The 24630-nt window shown below is 67.7% G+C and carries 21 protein-coding genes and 2 pseudogenes; 16 read left to right on the top strand and 7 right to left on the bottom strand.

What is annotated here, in order from left to right; genetic code table 11:
* Positions 1–9: 9 nt before the first annotated feature.
* The 3 genes from A5650_RS15395 to A5650_RS15385 all read left to right on the top strand — a co-directional run bounded on the left by A5650_RS15395 (position 10) and on the right by A5650_RS15385 (position 3978).
* Positions 10–1584 carry an FMN-binding glutamate synthase family protein gene (locus A5650_RS15395; protein ID WP_067293027.1) on the top strand — a complete coding sequence of 525 codons (1575 nt, stop codon included), beginning with the start codon at positions 10–12 and terminating at the stop codon, positions 1582–1584.
* Between the two features lie 143 nt (positions 1585–1727).
* Positions 1728–3086 carry a WS/DGAT/MGAT family O-acyltransferase gene (locus A5650_RS15390; RefSeq protein ID WP_067293024.1) on the top strand — a complete coding sequence of 453 codons (1359 nt, stop codon included), beginning with the start codon at positions 1728–1730 and terminating at the stop codon, positions 3084–3086.
* Between the two features lie 52 nt (positions 3087–3138).
* A complete protein-coding gene (locus A5650_RS15385) occupies positions 3139–3978 on the top strand; it encodes an SDR family oxidoreductase (protein WP_067293021.1) in 840 nt (279 codons plus the stop codon).
* 11 nt (positions 3979–3989) lie between these two features.
* On the opposite strand, the gene A5650_RS15380 is transcribed toward A5650_RS15385, so the two are convergent.
* Entirely contained in the window at positions 3990–5240 is a 1251-nt protein-coding gene (locus tag A5650_RS15380; RefSeq protein ID WP_067293238.1) for an MFS transporter, read from the bottom strand.
* The gene (locus A5650_RS15375) at positions 5237–5719 is read right to left on the bottom strand and encodes a MarR family winged helix-turn-helix transcriptional regulator (RefSeq protein WP_067293018.1); all 483 of its coding nucleotides are present in this window, start codon (positions 5717–5719) and stop codon (positions 5237–5239) included. Before A5650_RS15375 ends, A5650_RS15380 begins: the two co-directional genes overlap by 4 nt.
* 131 nt (positions 5720–5850) lie before the next feature.
* Here A5650_RS15375 and A5650_RS15370 point away from each other — a divergent pair, with 131 nt between their 5' ends.
* A complete protein-coding gene (locus tag A5650_RS15370; protein WP_067293014.1) occupies positions 5851–6729 on the top strand; it encodes an acyl-CoA thioesterase in 879 nt (292 codons plus the stop codon).
* Between the two features lie 34 nt (positions 6730–6763).
* On the opposite strand, the pseudogene A5650_RS26435 reads toward A5650_RS15370, so the two are convergent.
* Positions 6764–7006: pseudogene (locus A5650_RS26435) on the bottom strand (cutinase family protein); the annotation flags it as partial.
* A gap of 221 nt (positions 7007–7227) precedes the next feature.
* On the opposite strand from A5650_RS26435, the gene A5650_RS15365 reads away from it, so the two are divergent.
* From A5650_RS15365 to A5650_RS15355, 3 genes are read left to right on the top strand one after another with little or no spacing between them, the layout of a single operon-like run.
* Positions 7228–7665, top strand: a complete 438-nt coding sequence (locus tag A5650_RS15365; protein ID WP_156744147.1) for an MmpS family transport accessory protein — start codon at positions 7228–7230, stop codon at positions 7663–7665.
* Positions 7662–10535 (top strand): MMPL/RND family transporter, encoded by a 2874-nt coding sequence (locus A5650_RS15360; protein ID WP_067293011.1) that lies wholly within the window; start codon positions 7662–7664, stop codon positions 10533–10535. Before A5650_RS15365 ends, A5650_RS15360 begins: the two co-directional genes overlap by 4 nt.
* An 18-nt stretch (positions 10536–10553) precedes the next feature.
* Positions 10554–11162, top strand: a complete 609-nt coding sequence (locus tag A5650_RS15355) for a TetR/AcrR family transcriptional regulator (RefSeq protein ID WP_067293008.1) — start codon at positions 10554–10556, stop codon at positions 11160–11162.
* Between the two features lie 3 nt (positions 11163–11165).
* Here A5650_RS15355 and A5650_RS15350 read toward each other — a convergent pair whose 3' ends face one another.
* The 3 genes and pseudogenes from A5650_RS15350 to A5650_RS15340 form a co-directional block, all read right to left on the bottom strand.
* Positions 11166–12059 carry a ferredoxin family protein gene (locus A5650_RS15350; RefSeq protein ID WP_067293004.1) on the bottom strand — a complete coding sequence of 298 codons (894 nt, stop codon included), beginning with the start codon at positions 12057–12059 and terminating at the stop codon, positions 11166–11168.
* Positions 12056–13306 (bottom strand): cupin domain-containing protein, encoded by a 1251-nt coding sequence (locus A5650_RS15345; protein ID WP_067293232.1) that lies wholly within the window; start codon positions 13304–13306, stop codon positions 12056–12058. Before A5650_RS15345 ends, A5650_RS15350 begins: the two co-directional genes overlap by 4 nt.
* 42 nt (positions 13307–13348) lie before the next feature.
* A pseudogene (locus A5650_RS15340) lies at positions 13349–13525 on the bottom strand (BatC protein); the annotation flags it as partial.
* A gap of 82 nt (positions 13526–13607) precedes the next feature.
* On the opposite strand from A5650_RS15340, the gene A5650_RS15335 reads away from it, so the two are divergent.
* From A5650_RS15335 to A5650_RS15320, 4 genes are all read left to right on the top strand, one after another.
* Positions 13608–14327, top strand: a complete 720-nt coding sequence (locus A5650_RS15335; protein WP_067292999.1) for an NUDIX hydrolase — start codon at positions 13608–13610, stop codon at positions 14325–14327.
* A gap of 122 nt (positions 14328–14449) precedes the next feature.
* Positions 14450–15622 carry an acyl-CoA dehydrogenase family protein gene (locus A5650_RS15330; protein WP_067292995.1) on the top strand — a complete coding sequence of 391 codons (1173 nt, stop codon included), beginning with the start codon at positions 14450–14452 and terminating at the stop codon, positions 15620–15622.
* Between the two features lie 7 nt (positions 15623–15629).
* Positions 15630–16721: an acyl-CoA dehydrogenase family protein gene (locus A5650_RS15325; protein ID WP_067292992.1), complete on the top strand. Its 1092-nt coding sequence runs from the start codon at positions 15630–15632 to the stop codon at positions 16719–16721.
* A gap of 75 nt (positions 16722–16796) precedes the next feature.
* Complete coding sequence (locus A5650_RS15320) at positions 16797–17966, top strand: metallophosphoesterase (RefSeq protein ID WP_067292989.1); 1170 nt, start codon at positions 16797–16799, stop codon at positions 17964–17966.
* Here A5650_RS15320 and A5650_RS15315 read toward each other — a convergent pair.
* The gene (locus A5650_RS15315; protein WP_067293229.1) at positions 17963–18934 is read right to left on the bottom strand and encodes an aldo/keto reductase; all 972 of its coding nucleotides are present in this window, start codon (positions 18932–18934) and stop codon (positions 17963–17965) included. The two genes, A5650_RS15320 and A5650_RS15315, sit on opposite strands and share 4 nt — an antisense overlap.
* Before the next feature lie 225 nt (positions 18935–19159).
* Here A5650_RS15315 and A5650_RS15310 point away from each other — a divergent pair, with 225 nt between their 5' ends.
* From A5650_RS15310 to A5650_RS15290, 5 genes are all read left to right on the top strand, one after another.
* Positions 19160–20281 carry an alpha/beta hydrolase gene (locus tag A5650_RS15310; protein WP_067292986.1) on the top strand — a complete coding sequence of 374 codons (1122 nt, stop codon included), beginning with the start codon at positions 19160–19162 and terminating at the stop codon, positions 20279–20281.
* A gap of 38 nt (positions 20282–20319) precedes the next feature.
* On the top strand, positions 20320–21396 hold the full coding sequence (locus A5650_RS15305; protein WP_067292984.1) for an NAD-dependent epimerase/dehydratase family protein: 1077 nt from the start codon (positions 20320–20322) through the stop codon (positions 21394–21396).
* The gene (locus tag A5650_RS15300; protein WP_082950774.1) at positions 21397–22602 is read left to right on the top strand and encodes a flavin-containing monooxygenase; all 1206 of its coding nucleotides are present in this window, start codon (positions 21397–21399) and stop codon (positions 22600–22602) included.
* On the top strand, positions 22599–23708 hold the full coding sequence (locus tag A5650_RS15295; RefSeq protein WP_067292981.1) for a spore photoproduct lyase family protein: 1110 nt from the start codon (positions 22599–22601) through the stop codon (positions 23706–23708). The genes A5650_RS15300 and A5650_RS15295 overlap by 4 nt, the downstream gene beginning before the upstream one ends.
* Before the next feature lie 85 nt (positions 23709–23793).
* Positions 23794–24549 (top strand): SDR family oxidoreductase, encoded by a 756-nt coding sequence (locus A5650_RS15290; protein WP_067292978.1) that lies wholly within the window; start codon positions 23794–23796, stop codon positions 24547–24549.
* The last annotated feature ends 81 nt before the right edge of the window (positions 24550–24630 follow it).

The raw sequence follows: 24630 nt of genomic DNA, 5'->3' as shown, positions 1-24630 counted from the left end.
CCTGCCGCCATGGGCCGGACCGTTCGTGGTCTCGCCGCCGCGGCCGCCTCGACGTTGGGTGCCGTGGCCGCGCGTGATCTGTTCCAGCGCAGGCACGCACTCCTGCGAAACTTCCCCGTCGTCGGGCATGCGAGATATCTCCTCGAAGCCATCGGACCGGAACTACGGCAGTACATCGTCGCCTCCAACGACGAGGAACGGCCGTTCACCAGGGACCAGCGACGGTGGGTGTACGCGTCGGCGAAGAAGGAGAACAACTACTTCGGCTTCGGCACGGACAACGATCTGGAGTACACCGCCGGATATCCGGTGATCAAACACCGCACCTTCGCCAGGGCCGTACCCCCGACCTCAGCCGCCACCAGCCGCGAGACAGAGGTGCCGTGCGCCAAGGTGATCGGTGCGGCGCGTGGGCGGCGCGGCGCGTTCCGGCCGAACTCGGTGGTCAACATCTCCGCGATGAGCTTCGGATCGTTGTCGGCCAACGCCGTCGAGGCACTCAACCGGGGAGCGGTGCTGGCCGACTGTCTGCAGAACACCGGTGAGGGCGGCATCTCGCGCTACCACCGCCACGGCGGCGAGCTGATCTTCCAGATCGGGACCGCCTACTTCGGGTGCCGCGACGCCGAGGGCCGCTTCGATCTGGCCAAGCTCAAGGACGTGGTGGCCGGTGCGCCGGTGCGCGCTTTGGAGATCAAGCTCAGCCAGGGCGCCAAGCCGACCCTCGGTGGGTTACTGCCCGCACCCAAGGTCTCCGCCGAGATCGCGGCCGCCCGCGGAATCCCGGAGGGCCGCGACTGCGTGAGCCCGTCGCGGCACGCCGAGTTCTCCGACACCGACAGCCTTCTGGACTGGGTGGAACTGCTCGCGGCCGAGACGGGGCTGCCGGTGGGGATCAAATCGGCGGTCGGCGACCTCGATTTCTGGTGCGAGCTGGCGGATCTCATGCGCGACACCGACCGGGGCGTGGACTTCATCTCGATCGACGGGGGCGAGGGTGGCACCGGCGCGGCGCCGTTGATCTTCACCGATACCGTGTCGCTGCCGTTCCAGCTCGGCTTCGCCCGCACCTATCGGATCTTCGCCGATCGGGGTCTGCACGAGGACGTCGTGTTCATCGGCGGCGGCAAGCTCGGCCTGCCGGACAACGCCGTCGTCGCCTTCGCACTGGGCTGCGACATGGTCTACGTCGCGCGCGAGGCGATGCTCGCGATCGGGTGCATCCAGGCGCAGAAGTGCCACACCGACACGTGTCCCACCGGAGTCGCCACCCAGAACGCATGGCTGGCACGAGGGCTGGTACCCGAGGTCAAGGCCGAGCGCGTCGCGAATTACATCAAGACGCTGCGCCGCGACCTGGTCAAGGTGGCCGAGGCCTGCGGCGTCGAACACCCCGGGCTGATCAGCACCGAGGACGTCGACATCCTCGACACCCGTACCGCCTCCACGCCGTTGCACGAGGTGTACGGCTACGAGCCGGGGATGGGCCTGCCGTCGGAGGCGGACCGCAAGGAGATCGTCCGGTTGATGACGACCCGCGAGCGCCAGGGACACTCCGCGCCGCCGTCCTCATCCGCCGTCTGATGCCTCGCGCGGCAGCGCCGCGAGTGGGAAGCTGGAGTTGTCGCCGTGACGGCGGGCGGGCACCGCACACGTTTGTCGAACGGCGCCGAGGGGGATGTTCAGACAAGTCCTGAGCATTCTCGAGCACCGGAGCCGGAGGCTGCATGCAACCGATATCACCGACCGACCTGATCTTTTTGCTCGGCGAATCCCGCGAGCACCCAATGCATGTCGGCGGTCTGACGCTCTACAAGCCTCCGGAGGGCGCCGGACCCGACTTCCTGCGCGGGGTCTACGACGCCCTCGTCGCGCAGACGGATGTGCAGCCGACGTTCCGGAAGCACCCGGCATTCTTCGGTGGGGTCACCAACCTGGTGTGGTCGTCGGACAAAGAGGTCGACCTCGAATATCACCTGCGTCGCTCGGCCCTACCCGCGCCGGGCCGCGTGCGCGAACTCCTGGAGCTGGTGTCGAGGCTGCACGGCACGCTGCTCGACCGACACCGTCCCTTGTGGGAGGCGCACCTGATCGAAGGCCTCGACGATGGACGATTCGCGGTCTACACCAAGTTCCACCATTCTCTGATCGACGGGGTGTCGGCGATGAAGCTGGTACAGCGGACGCTTTCCACCGATCCCTGCGACACCACGATTCAGGCGCCGTGGAGCCTGCCGCCGCGCCGCAGGTCGGGCTCGAAAGACCGTCCGTCACTACTGCGCACGGTGACCGAGGCCGCGGGTTCCGTCGCCGGTGTCGCGCCGACCACGCTGTCGCTGGCCCGTGCCGCGCTGCTCGAACAGGAACTCACTCTCCCGTTCCGCGCACCGAAGACGATGCTCAATGTGCGCATCGGCGGGGCCCGGCGGGTCGCCGCGCAGTCGTGGGCGCTCGAGCGCATCCAGAAGGTGAAAAGAGCTGCGGGCGTGACCGTCAACGACGTCGTCCTAGCGATGTGCGCGGGGGCGTTGCGGGAGTACCTGGCGGAGGAGAACGCGCTGCCGGATACGCCTCTGGTCGCGATGGTCCCGGTGAACCTGCGTACCGAGAAGGACGCCGACAACGGAGGGAACATGGTCGGCGCCATCCTGTGCAACCTCGCCACCGACCTCGAGGACCCGATGCAGCGGTTGGAGGCGATCGCGAAATCGATGCGCGACAACAAGGAGGTGTACGCGGAATTGCCGCGCGTGCAGCAGCTGGCGGTCTCGGCGTTGCTGGTCGGCGGGCTGGCGCTCGGATTGCTGCCGGGTTTCGTCGCCACGGCGCCCCCGCCGTTCAACATCGTGATCTCGAACGTGCCGGGCGCGCGGCAGCCGATGTACTGGAGCGGCGCCCGGCTCGACGGCAACTACCCGTTCTCTATTCCGCTCGACGGTCAGGCGCTCAACATCACGCTGGCCAACAACGCCGACAGCCTCGACTTCGGATTGGTCGGCGACCGCCGCAGCGTGCCGTCGCTGCAACGCCTGCTCGGCCATCTCGAGACGTCGCTCAAGGACCTGGAACGCGCGGTCGGCGTCTAGAAGACCCGTACCCGTCGGCCATCCCGTCGCGCTTTCGGTATACCGTCCCCGTATGAGTCGAGTGTCGATCATCACGGGCGGTGCGGGCGGCATGGGTGAGGCGACGGCCCGCATCGTCGGACGTGACCACGCCCTCGTCCTGTGCGATGTCCGGAAGGACCGGCTCGACACCGCGGCCGCCGCGCTGGCCGGCGAGGGCATCACACCCACCGTCGTGCACGGCGATGTGACCGAGCGCGCGGCGGTCGACCGGCTCTTCGAAACCGCGGACGGCCTCGGAACGATCGCGTCGGTCATCCACACCGCAGGCGTGAGCCCCAGCATGGGTGACGCCGAATACGTCATGCGTACCAACGCGATCGGCACGCTCAACGTCAACGAGGCGTTCTTCGAGGCGGCGGCCGAGGGCGCGGCGATCGTGAACGTCGCATCGATGGCCGCCCACCTGCTGCCCGACGAGTTGCTCCCGAAAAGCCAGTTCCCGCAGGCGTTCACAGACCAGGCCGCATTCATGACGCTGATGTTGGCCGCCTGCGACATCGCGGGGCCGGAGGCGCGTTCGGGCATCGCCTACGCGGTCAGCAAGAGCTTCGTCCGGTGGTACAGCTCGTCGCAGGCCGAACGGTTCAACGCCAAGGGTCTGCGCATCGTCTCGGTCTCGCCGGGATCCGTCGACACAGAGATGGGCAGGCTCGAGGAGCAGGCAGGCGCCGGGGCGATGGTCGCCGACGCCGCCGTGCCGCGGTGGGGCACACCGCAGGAGATGGCCGAGCTGTTCGCGTTCTGCGCGAGTCCGAAGGCGGGCTATCTCACCGGTACCGACATCCTCAACGACGGGGGAGTGGTCGCCTCGATGACCGAGCGCGCGCGTAAGGCCGCCGAAAGCGCCTGACTGCCGGCCGGTCAGACGTGCGCCGGTAACGGACCTGCGAGCTTGGCCGGCCGGCACCACAGCGCGGCCGTCGCGCAGAACACCATCGCCACCGCGAAGGCCGCCTGCACGTTGAATACATCGGCGGTGCCCCCGAGCAGCGCCGCGGCGATGGGGCGTGACCCGAGGAAGCCGACCAGCCAGAGCGCCATGATGCGGCCGCGCAGCGGTTCGGGGGCCCGTTCCTGCACGACGGTGCTGAGCCCGGTCATCGCCCAGCCGAAGCCGAGGCCGGCGAGGACGAATCCGACGATGGCCACCGCGGGGGCCGGCGCGGCGGCGAGCGCCGCGCACCCGAGCCCCAGCCCTGCCAGTCCGATCGCCGACACGTTCTGCGACGCGATGCGCCCGCGCAGCAGGGCGAGCGTCGCCATGCCGACGGCCGCGCCGACGCCGAAGACGGCGGAAAGGGTCCCGACGAGGCTGGCACCGCCGCCGAGTTCGTGGGCCAGCGAGGGCGTCAGGGTGATCGAGGAATCCGACGCCAAGCCGACGGTCGTCACCGCCAGCAGGGCCAGGAACAGGGGCCGATCCCGCCACACGTACTTGATCGCCACGCGCACGCGGTAATCCGTGTCGGCATGCCTTGTCGGTGGTGCGGGGAAGCGCACGGCGAGCAGGAAGAACGCGAAGATCAGATGTAGTCCCGCGCTCACCCCGAACGCGACCCCGGCGCCCACGTGCGCGGCGATGTACGCGCCCGCCGCCGGCCCGATGATGCGCCCGATTGTCATCGGAAAGCTGTTGAGCGCCATGGCCGTCGACAGCTCACCGTCGCGGATGAGGTTCGGCACGATCGACTGCATTGCGGGTCCGCCGACCACGAAACCGAATCCGACGAGCAGCGTGCCGAGGAGCACGGGGACGGCCGACGAGATGTCGTGTTGGGCGGGTTCGGCGAGCAGCCACACCGCGGTGAATCCGGAGCCCGCCACACACAGCGCGCGACCGAGCAGGATCTGGCGGGCCGGGTTGCCGGTGTCGGCCCATTTGCCGCTCGTCGGGCTGAGGATGAGCTGCGGCGCGAACTGTACGACGCCGACCAACCCGACCATCAGTGCCGAGTGCGTCGCGTCGAACATCACGATCGCCGCGACGATGCCGTGCGTCCAAACCGCCACGACCGAGAAGATCTTGCCCCAGAACAACGCGCCGAAGACAGGGTCGAAGATCAACCCGAGCGCGCCGCGGGCCTGGGGTGGGGCGGTGGCTTCGGCGGTCATCGGGCGGCCGCCCATTCGAATCGTTCGGTCAGCCGATCGAGCAGGTCGACGAGGGTGTCGACCTTGGTGTCGGGCCAGTCGGCGATCATCTCGGCGACCAGTTCGCGGCGCCGGTCGGTCACCGTCTGCGACGCCTGCCGCCCGGCCTCGGTGAGCACCAGCATGCACCGCCGCTGATCGTCGGCTGCGAAGGTCTTGGTCACCAGGCCCGCGGTGACGACGGCGGCCACCGCCCGGCTCGCGGTGGAGTGGTCGACGGCCAGGAAGTCGGCGACATCGCGGATGGAGGCCCCGCCGGAGTGCTGCTGGCACTGCTCGATGGCGCGCAGGACTCGTAACGTCGAAGCGCTGGTCACGGGGCCCGTGCCGTCGAGAAGACGGTCACGCCAACCCGGCCGCTGCCGCGCGACCGCGATGCGGGTCAGCAGTTCGTCGAGTTGGTCGTATCGTGACGGCGGCACTAAGTATGCATAGCACATACATATTTCTGTGCGGAAATCGCTTTACCGTCGCCGACGACGACGTGATCCTCACCGAGCGGTGATTTGTGTGCAGTTTGTCGCGCTGAGCGCAACGAAGCGCACACAAATCGCACTGGCATGATGCCGAGGTGACTTACCGCGCCCCGACCCTCGCCGACATCATCACCACGCTCGACGTGGACCGACGGGGCGACCGGCACTTCGTTGCGACGCAACTCGACAACCCCGCGCACCACATCGTCGGTGGCCACATCGCCGGCCAGGCCCTGATGGCGGCGAGCAGGACGGCCCCGGACCGCCTGCCGCACAGCGCGCACGTCTACTACGTCCGCGCGGGCGACGCCCGCTATCCGGTCGACCTCCACGTCGACGTGGCCCGCGACGGCGGAACGCTGTCGACCCGCCAGGTCACGGCCCGCCAGGACGACCAGATCCTGCTCGAGGCGCTGGTGTCGCTGAGCGCTGCGGTCGAGTCGCTCGACTATCAGCAGCCGATTCCCGATGTGCCCGAACCGGACTCGCTGCCGTCGGTGCAGGAACAACTGGCCGAGTTCGCCGGTGAGCACGATGGCTTCTGGGTCCGACCGCAACCGTTCGACCTGCGTTACGTCGACGCGCCTCCGCGGTTGGCGCTCGAGGCCGGCGAACCGTCACCGCGGCTGCGCATGTGGTGGCGGCCGAGCGAGCCTGTCGGCAATGACGAGGTTCTCCACAGTTGCTTGCTGGCCTATCTGTCCGGCACCACCATGGTCGAAACCGCGCTCGCCATGCGTGGCGCCACCCCGATCGGCACCTTCAACGCGCTGATCGACCACGCGCTGTGGTTCCACCGCTCGGTCAACCTGTCGGATTGGGTGTTGTCCGACCAGTTTTCGCCGAGCGGCATCGCGGGGCGCGGGCTGACCACATCGACGATGTACAACCGGGCCGGACAGCTGGTGTGCCTCGCGACCCAGGAACTCTATTTCGGCAGGGCCACCGCAAGGTCCAATGTCTTTCCGGCGTAACGGGACTCGACGGTGATCGGCGGGGCGCCGGTAGATCAAGTGAAGCAGGGTAATTCACCGCGTACACGTCGATCGACCAGTCCGGTTCCTTGGCGAACAATGCGTCCACGAATCCCTGACCGGTGGCACCGACGCCGGGCGCCTCGAACGTGCCGCGGGCGAACACCACCTGGACATCGGCACACTGCGCGGCGGATGCGGGTGTCGCAACGACGGGAGAACCCGCCAATGCCAACGCAATTGGAGCAACTGCACGGAACAAGTGAAGCAACTTCATTTCGACCGCCTATCAACTGGTTTCTTCCGCGGTCGGCGGCGACTCCAGCGGACCGGGCCCGCGTACCCAACTAATACCGAACGCCGAAAATCGGCATCGCGCCGAGAAGGTCGGGATCGTCCAGAGATCGATCGCCGGCGGTGCGGTACAGTTCTCGCCAGCACGCAGGCGGAACTCGAGTTCCGTTCAGCGTGCCGGAACGGTCGGGTCAGGAGGGTCAGGTGTTCCGGGTCTTCAAGAAGTTCTGGATGCCGCTACTGCTGGTGGTGGTGGTCGCGGTCGGCGCCTACGCGATCGTCCGTATCCGCGACACGCTCGGATCACCGGATACGGCCGCGGTCGCGGACCCGAACTCCGGTATCACCGATCCGTTCAATCCCAAGCACATCACCTATGAGGTGACAGGCACGGGCGGCGGAACCGTCGACGTCGACTACCTCGACGAGAACGGACAACCCCATCGCATCGACGCCGCCGCGCTGCCGTGGTCCTTCACGATCGTCACCACGTTGCCGTCGATGTCGGCCAACATCGTCGCCCAGGGCGACAGCGGCGTCGAAGGTTTGCGCTGCCGGGTGGTCGTCGACGGTCAAGTGCGAGACGACCGCAGCACCGACGAGTACCAACCCTTCGTCTACTGTCTGGTGAAATCCGTATGAGCGCAGGACATTCCGCGACCAGAAGGTCGGTCATCGCCCGCCTCGTCCGGACGCTGTCGATCCCCATCATCCTGATCTGGATCGCGATCGCGGTGGGGCTGGGCATGCTGTCTCCGTCGCTGGATGCGGTGGCTGACGAGCACGCGGTGTCGCTGGCGCCGGCGAACTCGCAGGCCTACTCCTCGATGATGAACATCGGCGCGGTGTTCAAGGAGTTCGACTCCGACTCCACAGCGATGGTCGTCCTCGAAGGCCAGGACAAGCTCGGCGACGACGCGCACGAGTTCTACAACCAGATCGTCGCCAAACTGAAGGCCGACCACGAGCACGTGCAGTTCGCCCAAGACTTCTGGAGCGATCCGCTGACCGCGGCGGGTTCCCAGAGTCCCGACGGCAAGTCCGCCTACGTTCAGGTCTTCCTCGTCGGCGCCCAGGGCACCACGCCGAGCCACGAATCCGTGGCCGCGGTGCGCGACATCGTCAGCTCGGTGTCGCCACCACCGGGCGTGAAGGCCTACGTCGCGGGCAATACCGTGCTCAACGCCGACACCAGCGTCGCCGGGCACAAGAGCATGGCGGTGATGGCGCTGGTGTCGATCGCGGTGATCCTGGTGATGCTGCTGATCGTCTACCGGTCGATCGTCACTACGATCATCGCGCTGCTGATCGTCGGTGTCGAACTGTTCGCCGCCCAGGGCATCACCGCGACCGCAGGCAACCTGAACATCATCGGCCTCACCCCGTACGCGGTCAGCATGGTCACGATGCTGTCGATCGCGGCGGGCACCGACTACGTGATCTTCCTCCTGGGCCGCTACCACGAAGCGCGTGCGACCGGCCAGCATCGCGAGGAGGCGTTCTACACCGCGTATCACGGTGTCTCCCACGTCATTCTGGGCTCGGGACTGACGATCGCCGGCGCCTGTATGTGCCTGTCGTTCACCACACTGCCGTACTTCCACACGATGGGGTTGCCGTGCGCGCTGGCGATGCTTGCGATCGTCGCGGCCGCGCTGACCCTCGCGCCCGCCGTGCTGGTCGTCGCCTCCCGCTTCGGGTTGCTCGATCCGAAACGGGAGCTGTCCACGCGCGGGTGGCGCAAAGTCGGTACGGCAGTGGTCCGTTGGCCCAAGCCGATCATCGTGGCGACCTCCCTGGTCGCGATCATCGGCTTCGTAAGCCTCCTGACCTACATCCCGCAGTACAACGACGACAAGTTCACTCCCGCCGACATGCCGGCGAACGTGTCGATGGCCGCCGCGCAGCGGCACTTCTCCAAGGCGAGGATGAATCCCGAGCTGTTGATGCTCGAAGCCGATCACGATCTGCGCAATCCGGCCGACATGCTGATCATCGACCGGGTCGCCAAGAGCGTCTTCCACACGCGCGGTGTCGAACGGGTGCAGACCATCACGCGCCCGCTCGGCGCGCCGATCGAGCACAGCTCGATTCCGTTCCAGATCGCGATGCAGAACTCGGGCACCCTGCAAACGGCGAAAGTGATGAACGACAACACCGCTCAGATGCTCGAACAGGCCGATGAGCTGAGCAGGACCATCGCCAACATGGAGCGGATGTACGCCATCATGCAGAAGGTCGTCGCGACCACGCACGACATGGTCGGCAAGACACACGACATGGTGGACACGACCAACGAATTGCGCGACAGCATCGCGAACTTCGATGACTTCTTCCGCCCGATCCGCAACTACTTCTACTGGGAACCGCACTGTTTCGACATCCCGATCTGTTGGTCGTTGCGGTCGCTGTTCGACTCGCTGGACGGGATCGACAAGCTCGCCGACAAGATCTCCTCGGTCACCGGCGATCTCGACCAGCTCGATGTGCTGATGCCGCAGATGCTGGCGACCTTGCCGCCGACCATCGAGTCGATGAAGACGATGCGCAACTTCATGTTGTCGACACACAGCACGATGGCCGGAATCCAGGCGCACTCACAGGAACTCGCGCAGGGCGCGACGGAGATGGGCCTGTACTTCGACCAGGCCAAGAATGACGACTCGTTCTACTTGCCGCCGGAGGTGTTCACGAACCCCGACTTCGAACGCGGCCTGAAGATGTTCGTGTCCCCGGACGGTAAGGCCGTGCGGTTCATCATCACCCACCAAGGCGACCCGGCGTCGGTGGACGGCATCGAGCACGTCGGCGGCATCAGGGACACCGTCGCGGACGCGGTGAAGGGCACGCCGCTGGAGAACGCCAAGGTGTCGCTGGCCGGTACCGCCTCGTTGTACAACGACATGCAGAACGGCGTCACGGTCGACCTGTTGATCGCGGTGATCGCGTCGATGATCCTGATCTTCGCGATCATGTTGCTGATCACCAGAAGTGTGGTGGCCGCGCTGGTCATCGTCGGCACCGTGGCCGCGTCGTTGGGCACCGCGTGCGGGCTGTCGGTGCTGCTGTGGCAGGACATCCTCGGGCTGGGCGTGCAGTGGATCGTGATCCCGCTGTCGATCGTGATCCTGCTGGCGGTCGGCTCGGACTACAACCTGCTGTTGGTGTCGCGGCTCAAGGAGGAGATCCCCGCGGGGCTCAACACCGGCATCATCCGCGCGATGGGCGCCACCGGCCGGGTGGTGACCGCGGCGGGCCTGGTGTTCGCCTTCACGATGCTGTCGATGATCGTGAGCGACCTGCGCGTGGTTGGCCAGTTGGGCACCACGATCGGTATCGGTCTGTTGGTCGACACGCTGATCGTGCGGTCGTTCATGCTGCCGTCCATCGCCGCCGCGCTGGGGCGGTGGTTCTGGTGGCCGCTGAACACGTTCAAGATCGTCAACAGGACAGGGTGCAGAGGGTCGGTTACGGCGGACACCGCACCGATCCCGCAACCGTCGACGCCGTGACGTCTAGGTTGGTCGGTGATGTCCGCGTCGGAGCCGAAGCTACGCCAGCGCACTGAGGGGCGGTTGGATCGGTCGAGGGACCCCGCGATCCTCGACGCGGCGCTGGCCGCGTTGCGGGAGCACGGCTACGAAGCCACCAACATGAACGACATCGCGGCGCGGGCCGGGGTAGGGAAGGCGGCGATCTACCGCCGATGGTCGTCGAAGGCCGCGTTGATCACCGACGCGCTGGTCTACTGGCGGCCCGACCTGCTCACCGACGAACCCCCGGACACCGGCAGCCTGCAGGGTGACATGGAGGCACTGGTGGAGCGCGCTGAGCGCAACGAGGACGCGATGGTCACCTACGACCTGATCCTGCGGGTCGCGATCGAGGCAGTCCACGATCGCGAATTGGCTTTGGCGCTCGACGATTTGATGCTGCTGCGGGGACGCCGGAAGATGGCGACGATTCTGGGCCGTGCCGTCGACCGCGGTGAGATCGCGGATCGCGACTGGACGATGGTGGCCGACGTGGCCACCGCGATGAGCCTGATGCGGGTGGTGAACGGACAACGCGTCGACGCGGCGTTCGTCCGCGAGGTCATCGACACGCTGGTGCTGCCTGCGGTGCGTGGAGGAGGCTGACGCTCAGCCACCGGCCAGGGTCAAGGACCCCAGCGTGAACACGCGAACCTGGCCGGGAACCTGCGCATGGCATTGCGAGAGAAGGGGTTCGGACAACTCCTCGTGCAGGACCACCTCGATGGGTCCGTCGTCGCCGTCGAGCAGGACCGTGATCAGGTGTTCACCGCGCTCGACCCGCAGCGGGTGCAGCGCGTCGATGCGGTCGTCGCCGGTGCGTTCGCGCACGAAGTATTGGGCGGCCTGAACGGCGTGGGGAAGCGACGTGCGTCCGCGTAGGAACCGGTTGTCCAGCCGACCGTCGAGGTAGCGGCGCACCAGACCCGCGGCGTCGGCGGAGTCGACCCTGCCGTAGCACAGTCCCTCGGGCAGAATCAGCATGGTTGCCGCGAAGCGGTCGCCGCCGAGATGCGAGCACTCCCAGGTGATTTCGGGGTACTCCGCCGCGATCGCCCGGCACGCGCTGCGACCCCGCACCGCGCAACACTGGTCGTGTTTGCCGTGGGAGCAGATCGCGATCACCGGATCGGTCGTCGGGCTTCCGTCGCCGCCGTCGAGCGCGAGCTCGAGAAAGTCACGAGGGTCGTCGACCTCCCCGTGGTGAAGCGCCTCGGCGCCGACATCGCAGTGCGCGATGTACCAGCGCCACCGCGGAATCTCGGGCCGGCGACCGTGTTTGCGTATCGCCGCGATGCGCATACCCGCCTTCTCGACCCGGCGCACGATCGAGCGGCCGAGTTCGGGATCGATGCAGCCGGGGGACTGCAGAAACACCGAGGGCCCCCAAGCGCCGCTGAGTTCGAGTAGCAGCCACCGCGAACCCGCCGACGCGGTGCCGAACATCGGGTCGTCACGGGCCAGCGATTGATCGCTGCACGGGATTCTCTTGGCCGCCGTCATCCGGCGTCTGGCGGAAGGTTTCGGTGCTCGGGAACGGTCGCGGCAACTCTCGCGGGCACGACGATGCCCTCCCGCAGCAGCCGCCGGATCAGGACCATGGCATCGGCGGTGTCGAGACCGGGCATGCTCGCCGCATCGACGACGCCGCCCAGATGCACGGCGCGGATGGCGTCGCCGCACATCTGCGGGAAGCTGATGGTCCGGTCCGGCAGGCGCAGGACGACGCGCTCCCCGGAGCGGTCGACGGTCGCACTCAGCCCGTGCCGCCACTGGACGGCGACTTCCCCGGCCCGGTCGGCAGCGGCCAACGATGCCAGCGGGCGCACCGCCACCGGCCGGGTCCGGTCTGCGTGACGGTTAGACAGATTCGCGGCGGCACCTGCGCTGAGGATCGCCGCGTCGTCGCGCAGCGCCCCGACCATCTCCGCCATCACCTTCGTCACCGTCGCCATCGTCTCATCCGCATCGGCGGCGCCCATGGGCAGCGACGCGCGGAAGAACGGATCGTTTGTCAGCTGGTCGACGACGGCGCGCGCCACGTCGACCGCCGTCACAGGCGAGACCCCGATGGTGAGGTGTATCGACGTCGTCTGCAGTGCCTGCGCCGAATGCACCCACCCGCGCGGCAGATACAACACATCACCCTCGTCCAGCACCGTGTCGATAACGGCGGCGTCGTCGGCCACTCGCTTCTCGATCTCGGCGCGGTGCTCCGTCCACGGCTGAGATTGCAGCGGATGTTCGTGAACCGGCTCGTGCACGATCCAGCGCTTCTGGCCGGACACCTGAAGGACGAACACGTCGTGCACGTCGTAGTGCGGATCAAAGCCGCGGTTGATCGGCGGGGTGATGTAGGCGTTTGCCTGTACCGGATGTCCGAGCTCGTCGACCGCTCCGCGGACGAAGTCGATGACCGGGGGCCACAACCGATGCAGACCCTGCAGCACAATCGTTGCGCCCGAGGCGAATTGGGTCAGCAGCTTGGCGGAGTCGATCTGATCCGGGATCTCCGCGCCGAAACCTGCGGGCCCGAGGTAGCAGTCCTTGGGCAGGACGCCGCCTTCCTTGGCCAGCCGGATGAACGGTGCGCGTACCCCGCGCTCGGCGATCAGTTCGTCGACCGTGTCGGGCGAGAGCAAATCGCTGAAGTCGCGGGGCAACGCATCCGCCCGGGTGAGCAGCGGTCGGCGACCCCAGTACTCGTCGGCGAACCGTCGGGCGTCGACCGCCACGCAGCGCCGAAACATCGGTGCCGTCAGCATGGGGATGTCGTCATCGGACGGGCGTCAGGCCGTCCCGTCGGCGCCCCCGTCGTGACCCTCGGGGTTGCTGCCGCCGTCAGCGGGTCCTTCGCCGCCGGCCGTGCCGTCGGCGCCGCCGTCGTGTCCTTGGGGGTTGGAGCCGCCGTCAGCGGGTCCCTCTCCGCCTGCGCCCGAGGTGGTGATGTCGTCATCGTCGAGTGCCATGTCGATCCTCTCTTTGGGCTGTGGTCCACAGGGAGTTGCCCCGGACGATGGCGACGAAACACCGCGAAACTATGGTCGAGCGGTGACGATCTCCTACGACGAGTCGCTTCGCGAGCGGATCGAAGCGAACCTGTCGCGACATGAACGTCGCGCCGTCACCGACCCGACCAAGCGGCATGCGGCGGTCGCCGTGGTGCTCGTCGACTCCGAGGTCGGCGAGGACCGGGTGGACCCGGTCGACGTCGAGGGCTGGAACGACGGGCGGGGCATGCCGGACGCCGGACTCGACGGGCGCATGGTCGACGTCTCCGGTGGCGCTGCCTTTCTTCTGTGCCGCAGGGCGTCGCGGCTGACGTCGCACGCCGCGCAGTGGGCGCTGCCCGGCGGTCGGCTCGACCCGGGTGAGACCGTGGTCGACGCCGCCCTGCGCGAGCTCGACGAGGAGGTCGGCGTGCAACTGCCCGACTCGACGGTGCTGGGTCTGCTCGACGACTATCCGACCCGCTCGGGATACGTCATCACGCCCGTCGTCATCTGGGGCGGCGGACGCCTGGAGCCGCGCCCGGCGCCCGACGAGGTCGTCGCGGTGTATCGGGTGGGCCTGCATCAACTGCAGCGGCCCGACTCGCCGCGGTTCATCGAGATCCCGGAGAGCCCGCGACCCGTCGTACAGGTTCCGCTGGGCAACGACCTGATCCACGCGCCGACGGGTGCGGTGCTGCTGCAGCTGCGCTGGCTCGGCCTGGAGGGCAGACACGATCCGGTCGACGAACTGGAACAACCCGTCTTCGCCTGGAAGTAGGGTCAGTTCCCTGCGCGAGAAGACGTAAAGCTGCCCACAATCGTCTCCGAAAGGACACTTTTGCGCCTGCTCGCGCTGGGTAAACCGTGCGCAAATGTGGAGCAACGAGAACGGGGTAGACCGTGAAATTGGCGTTGAGTGACGAGGACGCCGCATTCCGCGAGGAGTTGCGGCGCTTCTACACCTCCGAGATTCCCGAAGACATCCGCGAGCGTGGCAAGACCGGCCATACGAAGTCCCCCGAGGATATGGTCACCAGCCAGCGCATCCTCAACGCCAACGGGTTGGCCGTGCCGAACTGGCCGGTCGAGTGGGGCGGCAAGGAGTGGTCGCCGCTGCAGCGCCAGATCTGGCTCGACGAGATGCAGTTGGCAGGTGTCCCCGAACCGCTGGCGTTCAACACCAAGATGGTAGGCCCGGTGATCGCGCAGTTCGGTTCGCAGGCGATGAAGGAGCGTTTCCTGCCGCCGACGGCCAACATCGACATCTGGTGGTGTCAAGGCTTCTCCGAGCCGGAGGCCGGTTCGGACCTCGCGTCGCTGCGGACCACCGCTGTGCGCGACGGCGACACCTACGTCGTCAACGGGCAGAAGACATGGACGACGCTCGGCCAGTACGCCGACTGGATCTTCCTGCTGGCGCGCACCGACCCGACCGCGCCGAAGCGGCAGGCTGGTATCTCCTTCCTGCTGGCCGAGATGTCGACGCCGGGCATCACGCTGCGACCGATCGAGCTGATCGATGGCAGCTACGAGGTCAACGAGGTGTTCTTCGAAGACGTTCGGATTCCGGCCGATCAGCTTGTCGGCGAGGAGAACCAGGGCTGGACGTACGCCAAGTTCCTGCTCGGCAACGAGCGCACCGGCATCGCCCGCATCGGGTTGACGAAGCTGTGGATGGCGCAGGTCAAGGAACATGCCGCCAAGCTGGAGGTCAACGGCACGCCGCTGCTGGAGGATCCGCTGTTCGCCGCCCGGGTGGCCGAGATCGAAACCGGGCTGCTCGCTTTGGAACTCACGCAGATGCGCGTCAGCGGATCCGAAGCCGACGGCAAGCCGAACCCCGCGTCGTCGATCCTCAAGTTGCGCGGCAGCCAGTTGCAGCAGGCCGCCACCGAATTGTTCGTCGAGGTGGCAGGGCCGGAGGCGCTGCCGTTCGACGCCGGCGACCTCGACGTGCCCAGCTGGGCGCAGGACGCCGCACCGCGTTACCTGAACTATCGGAAGACGTCGATCTACGGCGGTACCAACGAGGTTCAGCGCACCATCATCGCCTCGACCATCTTGGGATTGTGAGCCGGCCGTGGACTTCGACCTGACCGAAGAACAGCAATTACTGCGCGACGTCACCCGCGATGTGTTGTCACGCCGCGAGGGTGTGCGCACCGAAGGAGAGCCCGGCTGGAGCCGTGAGGTGTGGGGCCAACTGGCCGAAGTCGGCATCTTGGGCCTCGGGTTCGATCCCGACGAGGCCGGCCAGATAGAGGTCATGGTGGTGCTGACCGAGATCGGCCGGCGGCTAGCGCCCGAACCGGTCGCCCAGGCCGCGATCATCCCGGGCGGCCTGATCGCCGAGCTCGGCAGCGATGAGCAGAAGCAGGTCCTCGATGCCGTGGCCACCGGCGAGACGCTGCTGGCCTTCGCCCACGCCGAACCCGGAACGCGGCTGCCGTCGGCCGCTCCCGCCACGCGCGCCGAGAAGAGCGGTGACGGCTGGACGATCACCGGTCGCAAGAACCCGGTGCTGGCCGGTGACACCGCCGACACCGTCATCGTCACCGCGGCGCTGCCCGACGGCGGCGTGGGGCTGTTCGTCCTCGACGGTGCGACCGTGACACGTCAGCCCTACCGAACCTTCGACGGACGCCGCGGTGCGCAACTGGACTTCGACTCCACGCCCGCCGAACCGCTCGGCGACGGCGGCGATGCGACCGAACACATCGCCCGCACCGTGATCCGGTTCCAGTCGGCGCTGTGCGCGGAGGCGGTCGGGGCGATGGAGGAGGCGTTGCGCCTGACCACCGAATACCTCACCAGCCGAAAGCAATTCGGCGTACCACTGAGCAACTTCCAGACGTTGACCCAGCGGGCCGCGGACATGTACGTCTCGCTCGAACTCGCGCGCAGCATGAACTTCTACGCGGCGATGTCGATCGCCGACAACCGGTTCGACCCAGTGATCGCCGCGCGTGCCAAGTTCCAGATCGGGCGGTCGGGCCGGCACATCGCGCAGGAGGCGATCCAGCTACATGGCGGTATCGGGATGACCGCCGAGTATCCGGTCGGACACTACGCGGCACGGCTGACGGCGATCGACAACACGTTCGGCACCACCGACGATCAGCTCCGCACGCTGGTCGAGCACGTCGGCGACTACGGCACGGTCTCGCTGTAGGGGACTCCTGCGATTTCGGTGCGCTACCGGTCGCGAATCGATCGGTAGCGCACCGAAATCAACTGAAGGGTGCGCATGTTCATCGTCATCCTCGGCGCGGTGCTCGCGCTGATGCACGTCTACCTGTGGAAGCGGCTGGTCAAGGACGTCACCCGGCCGGGTCGCGCTCGGCGGGTGCTCAGTGCCGTGCTCCTCGGGTTGGCTGCGCTCCTGATCGCGGCGCTGGTACTGCCGCGGGTGTTCGGTGCGGCCGACGCCGGCTGGTACGCCTGGCCGGGTTACCTGTGGTTCGGTGTGGCCGCCTATCTGCTGCTGACGCTACTGGTCCTCGAACCGGTTCGACTGTTGCTGCGGCGGTGGGTCCGCCGGGCGCCGTCGGCTCCGGAGGCCGAGGACCCGAACGCGCTCACCCGCCGCTTGTTCCTGGCCCGCGCGAGCGCTGTGGCCGCGGGGGCCGCGTCGGTCGGCCTCGTCGGAGTCGGGACGGCCACCGCACTGGGTCCGCCCGATCTGCTGCGCGTCCCGGTGCGGCTGCGTGCCCTCGATCAGGCGTTTCGCGGTTTCCGGATCGCGGTGGTGTCGGACATCCACCTCGGGCCGCTACTGGGGCAGGCCCACACCGAGCGGATCGTCGGAATGGTCAACGAGGCGGAACCCGACCTCGTCGCGATCGTCGGTGATCTGGTCGACGGCACCGTCGCCGAACTCGGTTCGGCCGCAGCGCCGTTGCGAGACCTCGCGGCGCCCGACGGCGCGTTCTTCGTCACGGGCAACCACGAGTACTTCGTCGACGACACCGACGGGTGGCTGCGCGAGCTGGCGCGTTGGGGCGTCCAACCGCTGCGCAACGAGAACACGGCGATCCGTCGCGGCTCCGCAGTGCTCAACCTCGCGGGGGTCAACGACCTCGTCGGGGAAAGGCATTCGGACGGGCCGGATTTCGACCGCGCACTGTCCGGGCTCTCATCCGGTGCGCCGACAATTCTGCTCGCCCATCAGCCGGTGCAGGTCGAGGAGGCCGCCGCGCGAGGGGTCGACCTGCAACTGTCCGGCCACACGCACGGCGGACAGATGTGGCCGTTCCACTACCTCGTCCGCGCCGCTCAGCCGTCGCTCGCGGGGCTTTCGCGCGTCGGCGACACCCAGCTGTACGTGACCCGCGGCGCTGGGTTCTGGGGCCCGCCTGTGCGCATCGGCGCACCACCCGACATCACGATGCTCACACTCGAGGACGCGAATGACTAACCGACGCCGAGCCTTTCGCGAACCGTGTCCGCCAGGAAGCGCGCGGTGCCCACCGGCCGGAACGCGCGTGCGGCGGCGGTGAGCGCCTCCTGGGCCTCGGCGCTCAACTCGATTTCGGCGGCGGCCACGTTGAACTCGAGTTGTTCCACGCTCGACGCGCCCGGTATCGCGACAACGTTGGGTAAGTGGATCAGCCATGCGAGCGCCACCTGCGCGGGCTTGGCGCCGACGTCGGCCGCCACGTCGCGTAGCGTCTGCAACAGCGGCTCGGCACGGCGCAAGTTCTCGGTGCCGAACAGCGGATTCGTCGCACGTATGCCGCCGGGGCGGTTGTCGGGTCCGTACTTTCCGCCGAGCAATCCCTGCGCCAGCGGGCTGTAGGCGATCACGACGCGGTTCTCCCGTTCGGCGAACGGCACCAGGCGTTCGAGCGCCTGCGGATGGGCCAGCGAGAAGTGCACCTGGTTGCTGATCACGGGTCGTCCGAGCGCCGTGTCGGCTCGCTGCCACCGCGACAGCGAGTAGTTCGAGACGCCGGCCGCGCCGATCACTCCCTCGTCGAGCAGGTCACGCATTCCCGGCATGATCACCGAATCGGGCACCACGGGGTTCGGCTGGTGCACCTGATACAGCGGTATCTTCTGCAGCCCCAGCCGCTGCGCGCTGGCGTGTGCGCGCTGCTTGACCACCGCGGGGAACGGGGCGACCGGGAAGACCTTGCTGGCCACCGCCACTTCCGAGCGCTGATCGCCCAGGGCCTGGCCGAGGATCCGCTCGCTCTTGCCGAACCCGTAGATCTCGGCGGTGTCGAACAACGTGACGCCGAGCGCCAGGGATCGCTGCACAATTTCCCGGGCGGGTCCGGAGGCGTAGCTCTCGCCGTAGCCCCACTCCCGAGAACCGAACTGCCAGGTCCCGAGCCCAATACGGCTGACCCGGCCCACTCCCTCGACGTCTAGGTATTTCACGAACGCCACAGTACTGACGGCACAGATCGGTATCGGCGGGTTTTGGGGCGCAGACGGGGGGGTATCTGAGGCGGGCTGCAGAAAGTCGGCATGACACAAGTCTCGAAAGGCGTAACGCATGCTCGAGTTCATCTGCCCCATGTGCGGGCACTTCAGTCTCGAAGAGGCCGTCTGCGTGACCTGCAGCGGAGCCGGCGACCCCGACCTGGCGTTGGCCGGCTGATCATGGCTCTTCATCCGTCACTGCACCCGTTCGACCTGGTCATGGCGTCGACGCGGTTTTATTCGTCGCTCCCGGTCGTCGGCAAGCACCTGGAACCGTTCGCCGGCCTGACCGCGATGGCGATGTACGGCCATCACTACGCGCCCGCAGCGCTGCGGGGGATGGTCAGCCGCCGCCTCGGCGCCGACCCGGCCGAGGCCGCGCCCGCCGATATGCCCGACGCGGACGTCGCGTCTTCTCGCGGCAGCCGGGTGCCCCCGTATCTCCGCTTCCGCGCCCAGCGTCAGCGTTGCCTGTACCGCAGCTCGGTGCGCTACGGCGACCACCCCTCGCAGCTGCTCGACGTGTGGCGCCGCCCCGACCTGCCGCCCGACGCGCCCGTACTGCTCTTCGTCCCCGGCGGCGCCTGGGTGCAGGGGTCACGGGTGATGCAGGGCCACACGATGCTGCACCACCTGGTCAAGCAGGGCTGGGTGTGCCTGACGATGGACTACCGGGTCTCCCCGGTGAACCGCTGGCCCCGCCACATCGCCGACGTGAACGCGGCGATCGCCTGGGCGCGCGCCAACGTCGACAAGTACGGCGGTGACCGGAACTTCGTCGCGGTCGCGGGCTGCTCCGCGGGCGGTCACCTGGCATCCCTCGCAGGCCTCACGCCGGGCGACCCTGCGTTCCGCGGTGAACTCACCGAGGACGCCGACACCACCGTCGACGCGGTCGTCGGAATCTACGGACGCTACGACTGGCAGGATCGGTCCACCCCCACCCGCAAGAATTTCCAGAGCTTCTTGGAGCGAGTCGTGGTCGGGCGCAAGCAGTCTCGGCATCCGGAGATTTTCGAGGCGGCTTCGCCGTTGGCCCGCATCCACGCGGATGCGCCCCCGTTCTTCCTCATCCACGGCGAGCAGGACACCATCATCCCGGTTGGCGAGGCTCGCGTGTTCGCTGAGGAGCTGCGCGCCGTGTCGCGAAATACGGTGGAGTACAGCGAGGTTCGGCGTGCCGGCCACGCATTCGATCTCGTCGATTCGTCGCATGCGCGCCGACTCGCGGTCGAGGTGGGCCGGTTCCTCAACGGCGTCCGGGCCCGCCAACTCGAGGGTGAGACCGCCGCTGCCGTCTGACCCGTGTTGATCGGTCGCGATGCGGGAAGTCTTGTTCCATGCGCATCGTCATCACTGGAGCTTCGGGCAACGTCGGCACCGCACTGCTGCGGCGGCTGACCGAAAGCGACACCGCACACGAGATCGTCGGCGTCGTGCGACGGCCGCCGGAGCCCACCGGCGTCTACAAAAGCGTCCGCTGGCACGGGCTCGACCTCGCCGATCCCGACGCGGCCACCCAACTCCGGGGCATCTTCGACGGTGCGGACGCCGTCGTCCACCTCGCGTGGGGTTTCCAACCGACGCGAAACACCGAGTACCTCAACCGCATCGGCGTGGGCGGCACGACGGCCGTTCTGGAGGCCGCGCACGACGCGCGGGTCGGGCGCCTGGTGCACCAGTCGTCGGTCGGCGCCTACGCGCCCGGCCGGTATGGCCAATACGTCGACGAGTCGTGGCCCACGGGCGGAATCCGCACCTCGCCGTACAGCCGCGACAAGTCGAGCGCCGAGGCGCTGCTTGACGATTACGAACTCGAACACGGGGATGCGGGCGTCCCGATCGCGCGGATGCGTCCCGGCTTCATCGTGCAGCGTGCCGCGGCGAGCGGTCTGATGCGCTACGCGTTGCCCGGATACGTGCCGATGCTCGCGGTACCGCTGTTGCCGCTGCTACCGCTCGACCGGCGCCTGTGTATCCCGCTGATCCACGCCGACGATGCCGCCGACGCGCTGGCCAGAGCGGTCGAGCGCGGCGCGAGCGGACCGTTCAACCTGGCAGCCGAGCCGCCGATGGGCCGCGATCAGGTCGCCGAGGTGCTGAAGGCCAAACCGGTTCACGTGCCGTCGGGGGTGCTCGGCGCGCTTGTCGACCTCAGCTGGCGCGCGCGGCTGCAACCGATCGACCGCGGCTGGCTCGACATGGCGTTCAGCGTTCCGCTGCTCGACTGCGGGCGCGCCGAGGCCGAACTCGACTGGCGCCCCCGGTGGAACTCGGTTGAGGCGCTCGCCGACGTCATCGGGGGCGTGGCCCAGCAAGCACACGCCGACAGCCCGCCGCTGCGGCGCCGGTCGCTGCTCGAACAGTTCCAGCGCGACCTCACCGAGGGACTGCTGACCACCAGACACCTGCCGTAGATGGCGCACGACGAACCCGTCGTCATCGTCGGCGCGGGTCCCAGTGGCCTCGGGATCGCGCGGCAACTCCGTCACGAATGCGATGTCGCGGCGCTCGTAATCGACCGCGCCGACGCCCCGGCGTCGTCGTGGCGCAACCGCTACGACGGCTTCCGGCTCAACACCTGCGGGTGGTGGTCGCATCTGCCCGGGCAGCGGATTCCGCTGCAGTACGGTCGTTGGCCCACCCGCGACCACATGGTCGACTATTTCGACGACTACGTGCGTCGGCAGAAGATTCGCGTGGCGTTCGGCGTCAACGTAAATCGGGTCGACCGTGAACGCGGCGCATGGCGGCTGGTCGCCGACGACGGGTCGCTCAGCGCGGCGGCCGTCGTCATCGCCACCGGCAACTACCACACGCCGACGCTGCCGGAGTGGCCCGGAATCGAGACATTCACCGGCGAGGTGCTGCATTCCGAGCACTATCGCAACGCCGAACCGTTCACCGGCCGCGACGTGCTGGTGGCGGGCGCGGGGAACTCGGCGGCCGACATCGCATTGCAGCTCAGCGACGGTGCCGCACGGCGGGTGCGGATGGCGGTGCGTACACCGCCGCATCTCGTGCCGCGGTCGGCCGCAGGGATTCCGGTCGACACGTTCAGCGCCGCGTTCGAACGCCTGCCGGTGCCCGTGCTGGATCAGGCGGCGGCACTGATGCGCAAGCTGTGGTTCGGCGACCTCCGCCGCGAGGGCCTGCCGGCGCCGCAGCGGGGCATCTATTCGGCGCTGCTGACCGACGAGCAGATCCCGACGATCGGTGACGAGTTGGTGCCCCACGTCAAGGCCGGGCGCATCGAGATCGTCGCCGCCGTCGAGTCGTTCGCCGGTGACAAGGTGGTGCTGGCCGACGGCAATTCGGTGACGCCGGATGCGGTGATCGCCGCGACCGGCTACCGGCGAGGACTCGAGCCACTAGTGGGACACCACGACGTGCTGGACGACGAGGGTTTTCCGAAGGTCAACGGGTTGCCTGCCGCTGCGCCGGGTCTGTGGTTCGCCGGTTACGACGAGCCCCTGATCGGCCCGCTGCGGTCTTTTCGGCAGCAGGCCACGCCCATCGCACGCGATATCGCGCAGTATCTGCGCGAGCGTGACGAACCTCATTGGCCGTCAACAAGATCAACTGCATCGGAGTCGGACCGTCGCACGTTGAACGGGACATGACGATGGCCGATCACGACGCCGTGACCCGGCGCACACCCGCGGCCCTCGCGGACCGCCTTCTCGACGTCAAGCGGATTTACCATGAGCCCGACATCGAACGGTTTCCGCGCGCACGCCAGGTGTTCGAGCGCTTCCCGGATGCCGAGCGCATCCAGGTGCTGTCGCATCAGGCGATACCGGGCCTGTACGGAAACGAGGGCAACGTCGAGGACTGGGTCCGCAACAAGCGGGAAGTGCTGGTGCTCGGCGAGAAGAAGAGCCTGAGCGCACGACGCAACGAGCGCTCCAGCGACTGGATCGCACCGTCGACCGCGAACGGATGCGCGATGGCGTGCTCGTACTGCTACGTTCCGCGTCGTAAGGGTTACGCCAACCCGATCACGGTGTTCGCCAACATCGAGAAGATCACCGGATACCTAGAACGCCACGCCGCCCGGCAAGGCGTGAAACCACAACCGAACCAATGCGATCTCGTCGACTGGGTCTACGACATCGGCGAGAACAGCGACTGCTCGGTCGACGCCATGGTCTCCGACAATGTCCGCGACCTGGTCGACCTGTTCGCGCGAATCCCCAACGCCAAGGCGAGCTTCGCGACCAAGCTGGTCAACCGCGACCTGCTCGACTACGACCCGCGCGGCGGCACCCGCGTGCGGTTCAGCCTGATGCCGGCGGAGACGTCGCGGGTGCTCGACGTGCGTACGTCGAAGATCGTCGACCGGATCGCCGCGATCGACGACTTCGTCGAAGCCGGCTACGAGGTGCACCTGAACTTCAGCCCGGTTGTCGTGCATGAGAATTGGCTCGCCGACTGGACGGAGCTGCTCGCGCAGATCGCCGACGGCACGTCCGATCGCACCAAGCAACAGCTGGCCGCCGAGATCATCTTCCTCACCCACAACGAGGGTCTGCACGACGTGAATCTCGGCTGGCATCCCAAAGGCGAGGACCTGCTGTGGCGTCCCGACCTGCAACAGGTCAAGCGCAGCCAGAGCGGGCAGTGGAACGTGCGCTACAAGAGCCCGTGGAAGGGTCGCTGGGTCAACGAGCTGACTGATCTGATCGCCGCGAAGCTGCCGAGCTGCCGGGTGCGTTACGCGTTTTGAGCTTCTTCACCGCTGGCGGGATGAGTTCGTGAGCCGCCAGCCGTTTGGACGGACAGGAAGCTGTCGGACAAACGGAAGGCTCATCATGAAGATCGTCGTCATCGGCGGAACCGGACTCATCGGCTCGAAACTGGTGCAGATCCTGGATCGACAGGGCCACGACACAATCGCGGCGGCGCCGTCGACGGGCGTGAACACCTTCACCGGCGAGGGCCTGCGGGCTGCGCTGGAGGGCGCGGCTGTAGTGGTCGACGTGTCGAACTCGCCGCAACTCGACGATTCCGCGCAGGAGTTCTTCCGCACCGCCACGACCAATCTGCTCGACGCGGAGAAGGACGCCGGTGTCGGCCACCATGTCGCGCTGTCGGTGGTGGGCACCGACCAGATGGCCCCGCAGAGCGGCTACTTCCAGGCCAAGCTCGACCAGGAACAACTGATCAGCGACGGGCCGATCCCGTTCACGATTGTGCACGCGACGCAGTTCTTCGAGTTTCTCCCGACGCTCGCCGACTCGGCCACCGACGGCGACACGGTGCGGATGCCACCGGTGTACTTCCAGCCCATGGCCGCCGCCGACGTCGCCGAGGGCCTCGCCATCGCCGCGGCGAACGAGCCGGCGAACCGCATCGTCGAGATCGGGGGACCCGTGGAGGTTCTGCTGCCCGACCTGATCCGGACCGCGCTGACCGCCCGCGGCGACACCCGCCAGGTCGTCGCCGATCCCGCGGCGAAGTACTGGGGCATCGACCTCGAGGAGCGCACGCTGGTGCCCGGCGCGGGCGCAACGCTGTTCGGCACGCGGTTCGAGGACTGGATCCTGGCGACCGCCGCGACCGCCTGACCCGCTGCCCAGGGCGATTTGTGCACGCAGGGGAGCGCTGAACGCTCCTGAACGTGCACAAATCGCGGTGTGGACCCGTCG

Source organism: Mycobacterium sp. 1164985.4, assembly GCF_001668575.1.
Classification (GTDB): domain Bacteria; phylum Actinomycetota; class Actinomycetes; order Mycobacteriales; family Mycobacteriaceae; genus Mycobacterium.
The sequence above is the reverse complement of the archived record's forward strand: the minus strand, read 5'-3'. Positions and strand labels throughout refer to the sequence as shown.